The organism is Rhizobium sp. 1399, assembly GCF_031455475.1.
GTDB lineage: Bacteria > Pseudomonadota > Alphaproteobacteria > Rhizobiales > Rhizobiaceae > Rhizobium.
The window spans coordinates 35,647-52,298 of record NZ_JAVDSU010000011.1 but is presented as its reverse complement, the minus strand read 5'-3'; the positions used below and the strand labels follow the sequence as shown (position 1 = coordinate 52,298).

At 61.4% G+C, this 16,652-nt stretch carries 17 protein-coding genes; 12 read left to right on the top strand and 5 right to left on the bottom strand.

The window, feature by feature from the left end; translation table 11 throughout:
- The first annotated feature begins 43 nt into the window (after positions 1-43).
- Together J2X71_RS27800 and J2X71_RS27795 are read left to right on the top strand one after the other, a co-directional pair.
- Entirely contained in the window at positions 44-850 is an 807-nt protein-coding gene (locus J2X71_RS27800) for a class I SAM-dependent methyltransferase (RefSeq protein ID WP_310387251.1), read from the top strand.
- A gap of 302 nt (positions 851-1,152) precedes the next feature.
- The gene (locus J2X71_RS27795; RefSeq protein WP_310387249.1) at positions 1,153-2,046 is read left to right on the top strand and encodes a class I SAM-dependent methyltransferase; all 894 of its coding nucleotides are present in this window, start codon (positions 1,153-1,155) and stop codon (positions 2,044-2,046) included.
- Positions 2,047-2,150: 104 nt separating this feature from the next.
- Here the strand turns inward: J2X71_RS27795 and J2X71_RS27790 are convergent, their stop codons facing one another.
- Positions 2,151-3,494 carry an FAD-binding oxidoreductase gene (locus J2X71_RS27790; protein WP_310387247.1) on the bottom strand — a complete coding sequence of 448 codons (1,344 nt, stop codon included), beginning with the start codon at positions 3,492-3,494 and terminating at the stop codon, positions 2,151-2,153.
- Between the two features lie 246 nt (positions 3,495-3,740).
- On the opposite strand from J2X71_RS27790, the gene J2X71_RS27785 reads away from it, so the two are divergent.
- The 5 genes from J2X71_RS27785 (at position 3,741) to J2X71_RS27765 (ending at position 9,143) form a co-directional block, all read left to right on the top strand.
- Complete coding sequence (locus J2X71_RS27785) at positions 3,741-4,475, top strand: glycosyltransferase family 25 protein (RefSeq protein WP_310387245.1); 735 nt, start codon at positions 3,741-3,743, stop codon at positions 4,473-4,475.
- A 313-nt stretch (positions 4,476-4,788) separates the two neighbouring features.
- The gene (locus J2X71_RS27780; protein WP_310387242.1) at positions 4,789-5,931 is read left to right on the top strand and encodes a glycosyltransferase family 4 protein; all 1,143 of its coding nucleotides are present in this window, start codon (positions 4,789-4,791) and stop codon (positions 5,929-5,931) included.
- The gene (locus J2X71_RS27775) at positions 5,909-6,841 is read left to right on the top strand and encodes a glycosyl hydrolase family 43 (RefSeq protein ID WP_310387240.1); all 933 of its coding nucleotides are present in this window, start codon (positions 5,909-5,911) and stop codon (positions 6,839-6,841) included. Before J2X71_RS27780 ends, J2X71_RS27775 begins: the two co-directional genes overlap by 23 nt.
- A 123-nt stretch (positions 6,842-6,964) precedes the next feature.
- On the top strand, positions 6,965-7,729 hold the full coding sequence (locus tag J2X71_RS27770; protein WP_310387238.1) for a sugar phosphate isomerase/epimerase: 765 nt from the start codon (positions 6,965-6,967) through the stop codon (positions 7,727-7,729).
- 169 nt (positions 7,730-7,898) lie between these two features.
- Positions 7,899-9,143 (top strand): glycosyltransferase, encoded by a 1,245-nt coding sequence (locus J2X71_RS27765; protein WP_310387236.1) that lies wholly within the window; start codon positions 7,899-7,901, stop codon positions 9,141-9,143.
- 13 nt (positions 9,144-9,156) lie between these two features.
- On the opposite strand, the gene J2X71_RS27760 is transcribed toward J2X71_RS27765, so the two are convergent.
- Both J2X71_RS27760 and J2X71_RS27755 read right to left on the bottom strand, forming a co-directional pair.
- Positions 9,157-9,423 carry a hypothetical protein gene (locus J2X71_RS27760; protein WP_007818286.1) on the bottom strand — a complete coding sequence of 89 codons (267 nt, stop codon included), beginning with the start codon at positions 9,421-9,423 and terminating at the stop codon, positions 9,157-9,159.
- The gene (locus J2X71_RS27755) at positions 9,420-9,659 is read right to left on the bottom strand and encodes a hypothetical protein (protein WP_113321377.1); all 240 of its coding nucleotides are present in this window, start codon (positions 9,657-9,659) and stop codon (positions 9,420-9,422) included. The genes J2X71_RS27760 and J2X71_RS27755 overlap by 4 nt, the downstream gene beginning before the upstream one ends.
- A 219-nt stretch (positions 9,660-9,878) precedes the next feature.
- Here J2X71_RS27755 and J2X71_RS27750 point away from each other — a divergent pair, with 219 nt between their 5' ends.
- From J2X71_RS27750 to J2X71_RS27735, 4 genes are all read left to right on the top strand, one after another.
- Positions 9,879-10,280: a GFA family protein gene (locus J2X71_RS27750; RefSeq protein WP_310387232.1), complete on the top strand. Its 402-nt coding sequence runs from the start codon at positions 9,879-9,881 to the stop codon at positions 10,278-10,280.
- An 822-nt stretch (positions 10,281-11,102) separates the two neighbouring features.
- Positions 11,103-11,306, top strand: coding sequence for a hypothetical protein (locus J2X71_RS27745; protein WP_310387230.1), 204 nt, complete (start codon positions 11,103-11,105; stop codon positions 11,304-11,306).
- A 331-nt stretch (positions 11,307-11,637) separates the two neighbouring features.
- On the top strand, positions 11,638-11,940 hold the full coding sequence (locus tag J2X71_RS27740) for a UBP-type zinc finger domain-containing protein (RefSeq protein WP_310387228.1): 303 nt from the start codon (positions 11,638-11,640) through the stop codon (positions 11,938-11,940).
- 10 nt (positions 11,941-11,950) lie between these two features.
- Complete coding sequence (locus J2X71_RS27735) at positions 11,951-13,648, top strand: FAD-dependent oxidoreductase (protein ID WP_310387226.1); 1,698 nt, start codon at positions 11,951-11,953, stop codon at positions 13,646-13,648.
- Here the strand turns inward: J2X71_RS27735 and J2X71_RS27730 are convergent.
- Positions 13,638-14,600 (bottom strand): LysR family transcriptional regulator, encoded by a 963-nt coding sequence (locus tag J2X71_RS27730; RefSeq protein ID WP_310387224.1) that lies wholly within the window; start codon positions 14,598-14,600, stop codon positions 13,638-13,640. The two genes, J2X71_RS27735 and J2X71_RS27730, sit on opposite strands and share 11 nt — an antisense overlap.
- A gap of 212 nt (positions 14,601-14,812) precedes the next feature.
- On the opposite strand from J2X71_RS27730, the gene J2X71_RS27725 reads away from it, so the two are divergent.
- The gene (locus J2X71_RS27725) at positions 14,813-15,976 is read left to right on the top strand and encodes a mandelate racemase/muconate lactonizing enzyme family protein (RefSeq protein WP_310387222.1); all 1,164 of its coding nucleotides are present in this window, start codon (positions 14,813-14,815) and stop codon (positions 15,974-15,976) included.
- Between the two features lie 31 nt (positions 15,977-16,007).
- Here the strand turns inward: J2X71_RS27725 and J2X71_RS27720 are convergent, their stop codons facing one another.
- Positions 16,008-16,595, bottom strand: coding sequence for a TetR/AcrR family transcriptional regulator (locus J2X71_RS27720; protein WP_310387220.1), 588 nt, complete (start codon positions 16,593-16,595; stop codon positions 16,008-16,010).
- Positions 16,596-16,652 lie beyond the last annotated feature (57 nt).

The following is a 16,652-nucleotide window of genomic DNA, read 5'->3' as shown; positions in this document are numbered from 1 at the left end:
TGCGGAATGAGATAGGTCTACGTCGATCAGAGCGGAGATCGTCATGTCCGGTGACACCCTTGCCCGTTCATTCGGCCGGCAAGCCTTTGGACTGAGCCCTGAAAACTATCAGTTGGCCCGGCCGCCTTATCCGCCGGTGGTGTGGGATGTGTTGCGGCAGCGGGCCGGATTGCGATCCGGTATTTCGATACTGGAGATCGGGGCGGGAACCGGGCTTGCCACGGAACATCTTCTTGAACAGGAGCCGCAGCGGCTTCTGGCTGTCGAGCCGGACAGGCGGCTTGCGGAGTTCCTGCGTGCGCGGCTGCATCGCCCCGAACTCGAGGTGATCGAGCAAGCCTTCGAAGAACTGGATGAGACGCCGCAATCCTACGACCTCGTCGTCAGCGCAACAGCATTTCATTGGCTCGATGCCGTTCCGGCGCTGCGGCGTATCCATGCGCTGCTGCACGATGGCGGCGCCGTCGCTCTGATCTGGAATGTCTTTGGCGACAGCATCAGGCCCGACCCCTTTCATAAGGCGAGTGCGCACCTCTTTGCCGGGCATCGCCCAAGCCCGTCTGGCGGAGGGACGACGCAAACACCATACGGGCTCGACAGCGAGGCCCGACTTAGGGATTTCGAGGAGGCCTCATTCCACTGCGATCCGCCTGTCATGTTCGAGTGGACGCTGACGCTCGATCCGCCCGCGGTGCGGCGGCTCTACGCGACCTATTCGAATGTCGTGGCATTGGCGGCGGAGAAGCGCGAGGCGTTGCTGGACGCGCTGGAGGATCTCGCACGGAGCGATTTTGGCGGCGTCGTCACCAGAAACATGACGACATCGGTTTTCATCGCGAGGCGGAACTAGAGCCGGAATAGAATGGTGGTGGTCTCAGGCTCGCCACGGCGCTACTTCTGATGGGCATTGCCGTCATCTCACGACGTTGTCGCATCTAAGCCCTTGGGTGGCACTTGACCCCCAAAGGTTGGTGACCGGTCTAGCGGATTCGTCCTTAAGAGCATGTGTCCTGCGTGTCTATTGGCCGGTAGCCTAGTGATGATTGCGTAGGGCGAAGGAGGCCGCACCGGGCGGCCGTGCGTCCAGTGACGCCAGGCAAACGAGTCTGGCGGTTTGATTGCGCGTAGTTGACAGTTGAGGGGTGGGTTTCAATGGCTTCAGTTCAATATCCCAATTCCGCACGCATCAGCGATACCTATCTCCGGCATCGCTCCGATGAGGATCACAATGCGTCGGAAAGCCATCTGCCGTCGCGCTACGTCGCCCAGGATACGGTCGACTGCCTGCATCACGACCGGATGTATGCGTCGCTCGATCCGCTCCTCAGGCATGCTGCAGGCACGAGCTGGATGACGGTCGGCGATGGCCGCTTCGGGACCGATGCCAATTTCCTGCGGCCCCACGTTCGATCGGTTCTTGCAACCAGCATATCCGCGTCGACGCTCGAGATTGCCAAGCGGCGAAGCTGGATCGACGCCTATTCCGAAGAGAATGCCGAAAAGATATCCTTCGATGACGAACAATTCGACTATGTGCTGTGCAAGGAAGCCTATCATCACTTCCCGCGGCCAGCCGTCGGCCTCTATGAGATGCTGCGCGTTTCCCGCTTAGGCGTCGTGCTTATCGAACCGTTGGACGGCCATTGGTCGCCGCTTGGAAGCCTCAAGAGAAGCATCAAACGCTTCCTGCGAGGCGAGCATCCCTACGACCAATTTGAACCCGTCGGCAATTTTGTCTTCCGCCTGTCGCGATCGGAAACATTCAAGATCATGACTGCTCTCGGATATTACGGGATTGCCTGGCGGTCCATGAACGGCTTCTGGTGGGGGCCGCTCAGCGGCGCGAGCAAATCGAAATTTTCCGCGCGGCTCGCGGGATACTGGTCAGGCGTTTATGCGCAGGATATGGCTTGCAGCTTGCGGCTGCTGTCGCCGGGGCTTGTGACCATGATCTGCCTGAAGAAGCCGCCTGCTCCGGAGCTTCTTCGCGACCTGAAGAAGCAGGGCTTCCGGATCGAGGTGTCGCCAAAAAATCCCTACACTTGATCATCCGGTGATCTGTCCTGTCTGGGCAGTGTGGACACGGAAGCAAACGCCTTACTCGGTGCCAAGCACGCGCCCCATGAGCGCGCGCAGGCATTCGCGTCAGATCAGATCGCCGGCCCCGGCCGGATGCGGCTTCCATCGGTGAAGCGTGAGAGCCGGAACCGGTTGAGATCGTGGCCGGGCGCGTTCCCCTGGATTAGGTCTGAGACCACGCGGCCGATGCCGGGACCGATGCCGAAGCCGTGGCCGCTCATGCCGGTTGCGACGAAGAGCCCGGTGATGGCCTGCACGCGGTCGACAATGGGAACGATGTCGGGCATGGCGTCGATCATGCCGGCCCAGGTCGTCCTCAGGCGGACGGTTTCGAATTGCGGGAAGAGGCGCTGAAAATTGCGGCTGATTGCATCGAGGCTGGATTGTTCGGGGGCGGGGTTCAGCACGCGCATCCGTTCGAACGGGCTCTCGGTATCCGCTGTCCAGTTGCGCGGGGTCGACCAGCTGTCCGGGTAACCTTCGGGGGCTGCCGCCGAATAGCGGGTGCCGAAGGGGTGGGCCATGAGCGCCGGCATATATTTCGTGGCGTGGCGGAAGGCGTCGGGGCCGAGATAGAGGCGGTGGCTTGCCGGCGCCAGCGTGTAGCCGCCATCCTGCCTGCGGCGGAAGGCGACGTCCGCTCCGCCTGCGGCACCTGCGTGGATTTCGGCCAAGGGCTCGGTTGCGGCCACGGTTGCCCGGACAGCAAGCTGCGGGATGGAGACGCCGTGTTTTCTGAGGAAGAGCGACGACCAGGCGCCGCCTGCGACGAGCACCGTCGAGGTCTCGATGCGGCCGGCCTCGCTCCACACACCGCTTACCTTGCCGGCGGAGATATCAAGGGTTCGCGCCGCGCAGTTTTCGATGATCGTGACACCCAGACGGGCGGCGAGCCGGGCAAGGGCAGGGACGGCGAGCCATGGCTCGGCGCGCAGGTCCGATGGCGTCGTCATCGAGCCGGCAAATTTGCGGGAGATGCCCTTGAAGAGGGCGGCCGTCTGCCCGCTGTCGAGCAGGCGGGTGTCGAGGTCGTAGGCGCTCGCGAGCTTCATGAAGGTTTCGAAGCTGGCCATCTGCTTGTCGGAGTTTGCGAGATAGGTGACGCCGGTCTCGGTGAGGCCGATATCCTCGCCGCATTCTGCCGCGAGCTCCTTCCACAGGCGGCAGGCTTCGATGACGATGGGCAGCTCGTCGGCATCGCGGCCCTGCTTGCGGATCCAGCCCCAGTTGCGCGAGGACTGTTCGGCGGCGATGCGTCCCTTCTCGATGAGCGTTACGGAGATCCTGCGCCTCGCCAGAAACAGCGCCGTCGTGACACCGATGACGCCGCCGCCGATGATCACGACGTCGGAGGTTTTCGGAAGCGCGCCATGATGCTGGATGGGATCGGCGACGGAGAAGGGGAAGGCTGGCAAGCTATGCGTCCTGACGGGATGATCGATAGGTACGAGTGCTAGAGGCTCCGGGGCGGCAATTCAAGCTGATGTCATCGCGGTTCTGGGCTTGCCCTTGGCCGATCAAGGAGAAATTCGTTACCGACATTGCTGCCATGCCGCGACGGCAGGTTGCACAGCCGGCGGGGGAAGTGCTAGGCGAGTTTGCCGGGAAGCTTGGCCTCAGGGGGGGCCCGGCTGCTTTGAGCTGCAAACCACGGTTGGACGATGACGACCCGCATTTATGTGATTAATCTCGACCGGTCCACGGATCGGTGGAATGCATTGTCCGATCGGGCCAAGGCCCTGCAGTTCGACCTTATTCGCATTGCCGGCGTCGATGGGCGGGAGATTGCCGCAGATCAGCGGACGGCCTGTGATGAGCGCGCCTTTCAGCGCAACAATGGCCGGACCATCCTGCCGGGCGAATATGGCTGCTACCGGAGCCATCTGAAGGTGCTCGCGGCTTTCTTGGAAACGGGCGAGGCCGCCTGCATCATCGTCGAGGACGATGTCATTTTGTCTGCCGACCTCATTGCGCGCGCCGAAGCGGCACTTGCGGCGGTGCCCGGTGCCGATGTGATCAAGCTCTTCAATCACCGTATCGTCGGCTTCAGGCCTGTCGCCACCTCGGCTATCGGCGATGAGATCGGGCGGGTAACGCATGGTCCGCAGGGGTCGGCAGCCTGCTATGCGGTGACGCGGATGGGTGCCCTGAAGCTTCTCAAGACGGTCGGCGTCATGCGGTTTCCCTGGGATATCGAACTGGAGCGCGGCTGGGCATCCCGAGCGCGGGTCTACACGACCCGCCAAAACGTGACTGTCGTACAAGAGGGCGGCTCGAATATCGGGACGCGATCCGTCTACAGGGCCACCAAATTTCCCTGGTGGAGGCGATTGCCGACCTATGCGATCCGCATAGCTGAGACGGTTCGCAGAATCAACTATGCATTGAAAAAATAAGGCGCCGGGACGGAAAGCCCGGTTTTCAGGGCGGCTTTGCTGTTGCCCGCAAAGTCCGTCTCAAGACTTTTTTTGGCACTTTGGCAGGCTGTTTTATCGGTGTCACAGTCGTGCATAATAGTGCCGCATTTTTTCAAGAGCTAGTTCAGCAAGTTACCCCAAAAATGGTCATTCTGTGGCGTAAAAGCTTACGATTCTGTATACTTACACAGTCTTGTTTGCGCCGGATCTCCGATGTAAATCATCGCCGAAACCTATCGAGAAGTGTTTCGTCAACATCTCAACTCGGTCGGCTATCGGTCTGAGGTGTATCTTGAGCGCTCGAAATGATTTCGTGGGTGAGTTGCACCCGCGTGCCTATGCGGCTGTCGATCCGGTAGTATCTCGTAAGTTGAAAATCCTGCATGTCTTGTTCTCCTCCAGAGTGGCTGGATCGGAACGATACTGCGCAGACCTCGCCAACGGGCAGGCTGCTCTTGGACATGAGGTTCACGTTGCCGGACGATCGGGCTCGCCGATTGCTGGTCTGCTCTCGAAAGAGGTTGTTTTCCACGGCTTCGCAATCCCGTTTTTGCGGGGCCTGCGGCTGCGGCGGCTGGTGGACAGGACAGGGATCGAGATCGCGCACGGGCATCTCAGCCATGGCTGCAAGGCACTTGCCGCAACGCCCGACAACGTCGCCAGGATCGCGACCCTGCATGTCGGCTACAAGGCCAGGCAGCATGCCTGCCTCGACGGGGTGATCTGCGTCAACACCGCCCAGTCGACGCGGCTCGGCACATTTGACGGCAAGTCGACGCTGATTTCCAACTGGCTGCCCGATGTCAAATCCGCCGAGAGCTTCGACCTGCGTACGCAGCTGAATTTGCCGCGCGAGACACGGCTCGTCGGCAGCGTCGGGCGCCTGCATCTCAGCAAGGGATATGATGTGCTGGTGTCGGCCTTCCGGCAGTCGGCACCCGGTAATGTCGCCCTCGTCATCGTCGGCGATGGGCCGCATCGCGCCGCGCTGGAAAAGCTCGCCAAGGGCGATAGCCGCATCCATCTGCTCGGCCATTGTAACAATGTGCCGGGGTTCTTGCGCAATCTGGATCTTTTCGTCTCGCCTTCGCGAGAGGAATCGGCGGGGCTTGCGATCCTCGAAGCCATGCATGAGGGGCTGCCGATCATCGCCACGGCGGCCGAAGGCCCGTCGGAATATCTGCGCGAGCATCCGGTGACGCTGGTCGTGCCCGGCTCTGTCGAGGGGCTCGCCGAGGCGCTTGCCGATGTGCTGCGGGAACAGCCTGTTGTCCGCCTGTCGCGCGTAGGCTACGACTTGGCTCCTTTCTCTCGTCCGGCAGGTATTGCGAATGTTCTCGATTTCTATTCCCGGGTTTCCCGCGGAGCCGCAGTTCAGGCTGCGCCCGACATCGATCAGCCGCGGTTGATCTATGCGTCTGAAGCCCAAGAGTGATTTCTGGCAGGTCGGCATCGTGCCCGCAGCCGCCGAGGCGCTGCTCGATGCCGAGACTTTGGCGGATTGTTCCGATCGCATCACATGGCTGCCCGATCCGGGGCCGTGGCGATATCTCGCCGATCCCTTCGCCGTGAAGAAGGGTGACAGCCTGCACGTCTTCGTGGAAGCCTATGACTACCACACGAAGCATGGCTTCATCGAGCGCCACGAACTGGTGGGGCCGGACCTGCAATGGCGCGGCAGGGCGGTGGTGCTCACCAAGCCCTTTCATCTCTCCTATCCCTTCCTGATCGAGCAGGATGGCGAGGTGCTGATGATGCCGGAAAGCCATAAGGCGGGGGAGGTCGCGCTTTACCGCGCCCGCTCGTTCCCCGATGACTGGGTGCGGGAAACGGTGCTCCTGACCGATTTGCCCGCTGCCGAGGCCTGCCTGATCGAGCATCAGGGCAAGTGGTGGATGTTCTATACGCTTGTCGGCGCCGGCGCGCGTGACCAGCGCGAGCTGCATATCGCCTTTGCAGATCGTCTGACCGGCCCGTGGAAGACCCATCCGCAAAATCCGGTTCTGGTGGATCGCTCCGGCGCCCGGCCGGGCGGCACGCCCTTTATTGGCGCCGATGGGCAGATCATCCTGCCGGTTCAGGACTGCAGCGTCAGCTATGGCGGCGGTCTGCGCTTCCTGCGCTTCAGCCTGCTCAGCGAGACTCATGTGACCTGCGCGCATCTGCCGGTCCAATTGACGGGCGGTTTCGCCACTGCCGATTACCCCGATGGCCTGCACACATTTTCTGCCTGCGGAGACCTGACGCTGATCGATGTGAAGCGTATCGACAGATCCTTCGGCCGCCATATCGTCAACCTGAAACGCAAGCTGCTGCCGAAGCCCGCCTTGTCGGCATTGGGGTGATATCGGCCGTTTTGCCCTCGCAATCTGCGTCGACACGGGTGAAACTGGACCCCAGCGGATTCGATGCGGAGGAACGGTCGGGATGCCTTGCCGGCAAGAGCGACAATGGCCTGGAGATGAGCGATGACGAAGCCGATGCTATCGTTGCAGCTCTATTCGATGCGCGGCCTTGGAGATCTCGGCACGCAGCTCGACAAGGCGGCGAGCGCCGGTTTTGGCGCTGTCGAGCCGCTCGAAGGGCATTTGCGTGACGCGAATAACCTTGAGGCCGGGCTTGTCAGGAATGGGCTAACGGCACCATCAGCCCATGTCGGGCTGGAGGCGCTGCGCAGCGAGCGGCAGCGCTTTGTCGATGCCTGCCAGCAATGCGGCATCGGGCAGCTCTTCGTTCCGCATCCGGCGCCGTCTGCGATGAAGGAAACGAAGGCGGCATGGCAGCGGATCGGCCATGAGTTGGGCGCGCTTGCGGAGCAGATGAAGGAAGCGGGCATCGTGCTTGGCTATCACAACAAGATGGCGGGCTTCGACCGTACCATTGGCGGGCGCTACGGGTTCGAGCTGATGTTCGATGCGGCCAAGGGCAGCCCGCTCACCTGGCAGGCGGATATTGCGTGGCTGGCGCGCGCCCAGCCGAATGCGGTCGAATGGATAAGGCGCTATGCCAATGTGCTGGTCTCGGTGCATGTGAAGGATCAGGCGCCCGATAATGTCGATCCGGAGGAAGGCGGTTGGGCCAATGTCGGCTCCGGCGTGCTTGTCTGGCCGTCGCTGTGGCAGGCGGCTGTCGCAAGCGGGGCGCGGCTCTTCGTCGTCGAGCACGACAATCCACGGCTGCCCTTCGAATTTGCGGCGCGCAGCTATGCCTATCTCAGCCGGTTTGTGACGTAGAACACCGGCCTTTGCCTGCCGCTGATCGCTGGAAATGTGGGGAAGGGATGCGGCCGGGAACAATCATCATCCCCGCTATGCCTTTAGATATGGCGCAGGGGGGACTTGCGGCAAGCCCCTGGAGAGGGCGTAGAACGCTCAACCTGATCAACAGCATCGGGAGATGAGCATGCGTGTATTGCTATCCACATACGGATCACGGGGAGATGTGCAGCCACTGGCGGCGCTGGCGGTTGCCTTGCAGACAACAGGCGCCGAGGCGGTGGTCTGCGCGCCGCCGGATGCGGAATTTGCCGGGCTGCTCGATCGGCTCGGCGTGCCGCTGGCGCCGGCCAACGCGCCCGTGCGGCAATGGGTGAGCGAGGTGATGAAGACCGCCGAGCGCAATACGCGGGAGCGTTCGGCCGATGGCATTTCGGAGCGGGCGGCCGGGATATTGGCGGGACAGTTCGAGGCGTTGTCGGTGGCTGCGGAAGGATGCGATCTCATCGTCGCGGCAGGGCTGTTTCCGGCGATGGCGGCGGCACGACTGGTGGCCGAGCGGGCCGGCATCGGCTATTTCGGGGCGACATTCTGCCCGATCTTCCTGCCGTCGCATCATCACAAGCCGCATGAATTCAAGGGTCGGCCGCATCCGCCCGGCGTGACCGACAACCGGGTGCTCTGGGGCTATGATATCGAAACGAAGAACGTGATCTTCGGCGGAGCCTACAATCGGCTGCGTGCATCGATGGGCATGGCGCCGGTGGACAATGTGCGCGATCCAGTTCTGACCCGCCGGCCGTTGCTTGCGGCCGATCCGGTCATCGGGCCGCTGCTTGCGACGGATCTGATCGACGCAGTGCAGACGGGCGCCTGGATGCTCGATGACGACCGGCCGCTGCCGGCGGCGCTGGAGGCCTTTCTCGATGCCGGCGAGCCGCCCGTCTATGTCGGTTTCGGCAGCATGCCGATGCATGCGCTGAAGGATGCCGCGGGCGTGATCCTTACGGCGATCCGCGCTCACGGGCGGCGTGCGGTGCTGTCGCGCGGCTGGGCCGGGCTGGTGCCTGATGATGGCGCAAGCGATTGCTTCGTCATCGACGAGGCCAACCATCAGGGGCTCTTTCCGCGGGTTGCGGCGATCGTCCATCATGGCGGAGCAGGGACAACGGCAGCGGCAAGCCGGGCGGGCGTGCCGCAGGTGGTCGTGGCGCAGATTGCCGACCAGCCCTATTGGGCGGGCCGCGTTGCAGCACTCGGCATCGGCGTGGCGCATGAGGGAACGATACCGACGCCTCAGACCTTTTCCGCCGCGCTTTCGGCGGCGTTGGAGCCTGATATGCGCCAGCGCGCCGCGACTGTCGCTCCCACGATCCGAACCGACGGGGCGATGGTGGCGGCAAGGCTGCTGCTTGCCTCGTCCGGCGCATAAACGGGGATCGCGGTCAATCGCGCGGCAGCCTTCCGAGCAGCAGCTGGTTTCCCGTGCGGTTGCCGCAACCGATGCATTTCAGGCGAGGGCCGATCCTCGCCAGCGATATGTCCTTGCCGTAGCGGTAGGCGAGCATGCGCCGGTCGATCCTCGTCTCGTGCTGGCAGGCCGGGCAGCGGGCATGGAGGACATACCATTGCGGCAGGGTGGCGAGCGTCTCCCTGTCGGTTGCGACCTCCTCATGGCTGGCGACGAGATCAATGCTGCGGCGGTGTTTCATGTCCGGTCAAAGGAGGACCTGTCGAAGGTGGGCCGCCAGCCGCGGGTCATGCCCCGGCTCATGGCGCCTTCGGCAAGTGCAAGCTGTTCGCGCAGGTGGCGGCAGTCCTGCAGAAGCGTTGCGATGGCGGCCTTGGCATCCTCGTCATGCCAGGAGAGCACTGCCTCGACCTCCCAGCTCAAATCTTCGTTTCCGATCACATCACCATCGGTTTTTGGGGCCAATTGCGGACGCATGTTCTCATTCTCCTTGCAGAGCATTTCAGTTCAGGATTGTCGGGATGGCGACCGCAGCGCCAGGAGTGTTCTTATTATGTTCTCATTCTGGCGGGAGTCAAGGGCTGTGGTCAGGGGCTGAGCGCGGAGAGGAGAATTGGATCGGGCGCGGTTTGCGGACATTACGTGATTGGGGCAAGATACGCTCCTCGGAACAAGCAGGGATGAAACGGTGCGCTGATGCTGATCGGCTCATGTCATTGCGGCAAGGCGGGCTGGACGCTGGAAGGCGATCCCGGCTCGATTACGGCGTGCAACTGCACGCTCTGCCGGCGCTATGGAGCGCTCTGGGCCTATGATTACGAGGGCGAGCGGATCAACATGAATGGCGAGACCGGCTCCTATACGCGGACCGGCCGGGAGACGTCGTCGCTGGAAATATTGTTCTGCCCGACTTGCGCCTGCGTGCTCAGCTGGCGCGGCTTGAGGCTCAACAGGGATGGGCGCCGGCGCATGGCGGTCAATTTGCGGCTGGCGCCGCCGGATCTCGTTTCCGATCTGCCGATCGATCATTTCGACGGGCTGGAAACGTTTGACGACCTTCCGTCCAAAGGGCGGTGCGTGCGTGATCTCTGGTTCTGACGGACGCAAAACCGCTGCACAATTTTGCTGGAATTGCGCTAAACCAGTCCGTGACCTCCGATAAATAAGATCGCCGCGGACAGGATCAAAATCGCCGCGACCGCATGGACCCGGGAAAATCCATGTCCTCCATGCGTTGGAGCTTCTGCACCATAGCCGAGGCTACGATGGTCTTCTTCGAAGTTTGACAGCAAATCGCGCATTTCATGCCCCCCAAGTATCCGGCCCAAATATCTGTCAGGCCAAGGGTCAGCATGCGCTCGTTCTGATGATTTGGGCAGATCGCCAAAGGTTCAATCACCTTCCGGTGGATACTTTATCACCCAGCGGAAACGACCGGTGAAACCGGCCGTTTTGAGATATGCGGGTGCGCGTCCGTCCGCGGTACCGCCGCCACCGAGGGGTGTAGTAAGCATGCTGATCGATGATGCGGGCTCGTGAGGACCAAGACGCTGCTGTCAGCGGAGCAGTAAGTATAATTCTTTCGATGTCAGCCGTTTTATCCGTTCGTTCTATTTAGTCACCTTTTTTACTGTGTAGTGGATAATAGTAAATTGTCTAATTTTGCGATAACGTTGAAAATACGGATCTTATTATGTGCTTACTTGTGCAGAATAAGTCCGAATTTTGGCTTTATAAAAACTGTTTTCGAAGGGAAGCTATGAGGATTTACTATCTCATCATTGCGCTTCAGCTTAGCCTACTGATGTGGGTTGGGGCCTATTATAGTGCTCAGGGATTTTATCTCACGCTGAATGCTTCGCACTCGCAGATTGTTGCCTTTGCTTCAACTGACATCGCAGCAATCCCTGGAAACGCCCGATGACGACGACGCCGCACAACACTACTATGAGAACGCTGCATTCCCTCTTGATCGTCTACCTTGGCCCGCCATTGATGGCAGCTGCGCTTCTTCTGTTCATGGTGTCATGGTTCAGTGACACGCCGTCCGACGCGCAGCAAAACACGGCGATCAGCGTGCGAAAAGGCGGCAGGATCGGCAGCCAGAGCGAGATGTTTCGCTGATCGGGGCGTCACGCCGTCATCGCCAACGAGAAAAAAATTGAGAAGGGCCGTCAAGTGGGGCCTGGCGACCCTTCTCCGGCTGGTAGGTGCAGCATCCAGCGGGGGCAAAATACAAGCAGCGGCTGTTTCCGATAGTGACTGCGGTCACAACATGGCAATATTTTCTAGCGGAAGCTGAACTAACCAGCTTCGCGTGCATTGCGGGCGCCGTCTCTGCCCTGATACTGGTCGACGAAGATACGGTTCTACACCTGCGTATGATAGAGAAAATCGTCTCCTGATCTATCTTCCTTCCGGCAGGCGCGGACTTCCATAACCACAGGAGATAGAGATGTCGGGATGTAAGCATGTTGCAGCCGTTCGATCCGTAGAGCCCAGGACGCTTGGCTGCGAGGAATGCCTGGAGGACGGACAGGAATGGGTCCATCTTCGGCTCTGCCGGGAATGCGGCCATGTCGGGTGCTGCGACCAGTCCATCGGAAAGCATGCGACGGCGCATTTCCATGCTACGGGACATCCCATTATCGAGGGCTATGATCCGCCTGAGGGCTGGGGCTGGTGCTATCTCGACGAGACGATGGTGGAACTGCCGGATCAGACGCCGCAACGCGGCCCGATCCCGCGCTATTATTGAGCGTGCCGCCATGAGCTCCGACAGCCTCGAAACCCGCCGTCACCAGATGTTTCCGGTGCTGAGTGCCGCACAAGTTCAAATGGCGACACGCTTTGCCAGCAGTGGCCCGCATTCCTTTGCTCCCGGCGAGATCGTGTCCCAGATCGGTGACAGGCATTCGCCCGCATGGTTGATCCTCTCCGGCCGCCTCGATGTCTTTAGGCACGACGGGCTGTCGATGCCGGAAGCGCTGATCACGAGCCATGGCACCGGGCAATTTTCGGGAGAGGTCAGTCAGCTCTCCGGACGGCCCGTGCTTGCAGGCGGACGTGCCGGGCCGGAAGGGTGTGTGGCGCTGGCATTCGATGCCGCGCATCTGAAGGCTCTCATCATAGGATCGGCCGATATCGGTGAGATCATCATGCGCGCCTATATCCTGCGGCGTGTGGAACTGATCAATTTCGGCGGCGCCGGTTCGGTTCTGATCGGCAATCCCGGAGAGCCCAATCTGGTTCGCCTGCAGGGCTTTCTGACCCGAAGCGGCTACCCTCATGTCGTCCTCGATGCGGCGTCGGACCACGAAGGCCGGGGCCTGGTGGAGAGGCTTGGGATACTGGCGAGCGAATTGCCGCTCATGGTCTGCCCCAACGGAACGGTACTCAAACATCCGACAGACGCTGAAGCTGCCTGCTGCCTCGGCATCACGCCGGAGCTCGATCCGGCAATCGTCTACGATGTGGCGATCGTCGGAGCAGGTCCATCGGGTCTGGCGGCTGCGGTCTACGCGGCATCGGAGGGGCTCAGCGTCATCGTCATCGACGCACGATCGATCGGCGGGCAGGCCGGCAGTTCCTCCCGCATCGAAAACTATCTCGGTTTTCCGACCGGAATTTCAGGCCAGGCGCTTGCGGGCCGCGCCTTCAATCAAGCGCTCAAATTCGGAGCGGAAATCGCCTTGCCGCTCGATGTCGACGAGCTGATTCCGGCCCCGGCCGGCAAACGCAAAACCGACCCCATGGTATTGCGGATTGGCGGAGACAGGGCAGTCAAGGCGCGAACCGTCGTCATCGCCTCAGGCGCCAGGTACCGCAGGCCTGATATTCCCGACATAGCGCGCTTCGAGGGCGCCGGCATTTCCTATTGGGCATCCGCAATCGAAGCGAAACTATGCGAAAACGACGATATTGCCCTGGTTGGCGGCGGCAATTCGGCCGGCCAGGCGATCGCATTCCTGGCGCCGCGGGTCCGGCGTCTCCACCTGGTGATCCGCCGAAGCCTGACCGAAACCATGTCCACCTATCTGATCGATCGCATTGCGGCACTGCCAAACGTGGAGATGCATCTCGGATGCGAGCTGACAGCGCTGTCGGAAGATCTGCATGGTCGCCTGGCGGCAACCATCACGGATCTCAGGGCGCAGTCCGGGAAGAACTACAATCTTCGCCGCGTCTTCATGTTCATCGGCGCCGACCCGAATACCGACTGGATCAAGTGCCGCATCAAGACGGATGACAGGGGGTTCATAAGGACCGGTACGACTTTCAGCCCTGATGTCGAAGAGGAGCTGGGAAGGCGCTCCCTGCAACTGGAAACCAGCCTGCCGAACGTCTTTGCGATCGGCGATGTCCGGGCCGGATCGACAAAGCGGGTTGCCGCAGCCGTCGGCGAAGGGGCTGCCGTCGTCAGCGATATTCACGCGGCGCTGAGACAGGCCGCGCTCATGAAATGATCTGCTGCCCGGGTGGCACCGTTGCAGGCAGCGGCTGGCGGCTTGAACGCCAATCCTTGCCTTGAACCAGGGTCCAGAAGCTCTCGGCAATGTCAGTCATGCGCGCCCGTGGTCTGATCAGCACGATCTTGACGTCGACTGCCCAGTCCGCCGATCCGGCTGAGGTCAATCTTCCATCCGGTCCCATCTCGTCGGCTGCCAGGCTCTCCGGTATCCAGGCGACGCCCTTTCCCTCAATGGCGAGCGCCTTCAGCGCCATGGCCAGATGGGAAGTGAAGACTGTCGAGAGGTGCAGCTGATCTGTGTGGGCGGAGAGGGCGGACGAGAGGATGCGGCCCATTCCGGATGTTTCTTCGAAGGCGAGATGCGGGATTGTGCGATCCGTTGCCTCCGAGATGCTGTGGAGCGGTCGGCCATCCCGGTCCCGCCCGCTGACGGGGATCAGGCGGTCGGTCGCAAGCTCCACGTGCCTGTAGGCATTCCTGTCGAGACGGATCCTGCTGTTCTGGTGGTCGTGACAGAGCAGGAATTGGGCACGGCCTTCCGTCATGATCCGCTCGCACTCGTTCATATTGTCCGAGAGGAGGCGGATCGGCATCGTCGATGCCTCGTGACCCAGAGCTTGTATCCAGCCAGGGAAGAAGATGAAGGAGAGGGCGTGGGTGGCGGCGAAGGTCACGGTCGAGGTTGCCGCACGCATCTGCTCGAGATCCCGGCTGACGCGCTCCAGCCGTGCAGCGATATCGTTTGCCGCCTCCAGCATGGCTTCGCCCGCAGGGGTCAGCTTCAACCTATGCGTCGAGCGATCGACGAGTTCGGACCCGCACCAGTCCTCGAGGGATTTGATGCGGCGCCCAAAAGCCGGCTGGGTGATGTGGCGCTTCTCTGCTGCTCTCGAAAAGTTCAGGGTTTCGGCGAGAGCCTGGAGATCGGCGAGCCAGGCGGTTTCCACGATGGTTCATCCGTTTTTCTGATGCTTAGGGAGCATTGACAGAACGGCATCGTTCCGACGATTTCAAGCAAATTCATGGATGCTTCGAGAAATTTACAGTGCCGATTCGGCATTAAAGGAACCCGGATCGGCATTGGACGGTGAGGGCGGATTTCGCTTAAATCGTTCCTATGCGAGGGCAACGGCCCTCAGATCCGGACTGGGAGACTGCCATGCGTATCATCGATGTCCGCGAAGTGACGAAGCCGATCGCGTCGCCGATCCGCAACGCCTATATCGACTTCAGCAAGATGACGGCGAGCCTGGTGGCCGTCGTCACCGATGTCGTGAGAGACGGGCGGCGCGTGGTTGGCTACGGCTTCAACTCCAATGGCCGTTATGGCCAGGGCGGCCTTATCCGCGAACGCTTCAGGGATCGTATTCTGGAAGCGGCGCCGGAAAGCCTCGTGAATGATGCCGGCACCAATCTCGATCCGCACAGGATCTGGGCGGCGATGATGAAGAATGAAAAGCCCGGCGGCCACGGCGAGCGTTCGGTCGCGGTTGGCACGATCGACATGGCGGTGTGGGATGCCGTTGCCAAGATCGAGGGCAAGCCGCTCTTCCGGCTGCTGGCGGATATGAAGGGCAGGGAGGCTGACCCGAAGGTCTTCGTCTATGCGGCCGGTGGGTACTACTATCCCGGCAAGGACAACAGTGCCTTGCGCAAGGAGATGCACGGCTATCTCGACCGCGGCTACACCGTGGTCAAGATGAAGATCGGCGGTGCTTCGATCGAGGAAGACCGCGGCCGCATCGAATCTGTGCTGGAAGAGATCGGTTCTGAGGCGCAGCTTGCCGTCGATGCGAACGGCCGCTTCGATCTGGAGACCGGCATCGCCTATGCCAAGATGCTGCGCGACTATCCGCTCTTCTGGTACGAGGAAATCGGCGACCCGCTCGATTATGCACTGCAGGCGGCCATCTCCGAATTCTACGATGCGTCGATGGCAACCGGCGAGAACCTCTTCTCGCATCAGGACGCCCGCAACCTGCTGCGCTATGGCGGCATGCGTGCGGATCGCGATTACCTGCAGTTCGATTGCGCGCTGTCCTACGGGCTTGTCGAATATCTGCGCACACTCGACGTGCTGCGGCAGTTCGGCTGGTCGCCCTCGCGCTGCATTCCGCATGGCGGCCACCAGATGTCGCTCAATATCGCGGCTGGTCTCGGCCTAGGTGGCAATGAGAGCTATCCCGATCTCTTCCAGCCCTATGGCGGATTCCCCGACGGCGTTCAGGTGATCGACGGCCACATCACCATGCCGGAGCTGCCCGGCATCGGCTTCGAGGGCAAGTCAGACCTCATCAAGGTCATGCGGGAGCTGGCGGAGTAAGGGCGAAGAGCTTGCGATCGCTTGATAGGGCCTAAGCTTCCGACGGCGGGATCTTCGCGGCGTCCAGATAGGTGCAGAACATGAGCGTCAGTTGCGTCTGCAATCCGCCGTCGATGAGAAGTTCTGACATATCCCGCTCGAAGACGTTGCGGACGGTGCCGCAGAGCACGTTCAGCATCATCACGTTGACCGTAGAGAGATTGGCGAATTTCGCATCCGAGGCGGTGGCGAACATGGCTTGGCTCGCCGCTTCGATGCGCTGTGACATGGCCTCGACGATCTCGGCGACGTCCACTTCGGCGGCGGCGCGGTAGAGGGCGATCGTGACGTCGCGGCGCTCGATCTTGACCTCGATATAGGTGCTGACGAGCGCATCGGCCATCTCGGCATACCGCGTGCCGCGATGGTCGAGGCAGGCCGCTTCCACGCGTTCTGCCAGCATCGTCAGGTAGCGCTCGTTGACGGCGTGGAACAGGGCCTGCTTGTTCGGGAAATACTGGTATAGGGAGCCGACGGAGACACCGGCTCTTTCCGCGACACGGGTGGTCGTCAGATCACCCGGCCCGTCGGATATCAAAACCTGAATCGTCGCTTCGAAAATTGCCTCGACAGTGTTCACCGACCGCGCCTGACGCGGTGATTTGCGGGCATTTGCAGCTGATGTCTGGGCGGAAAC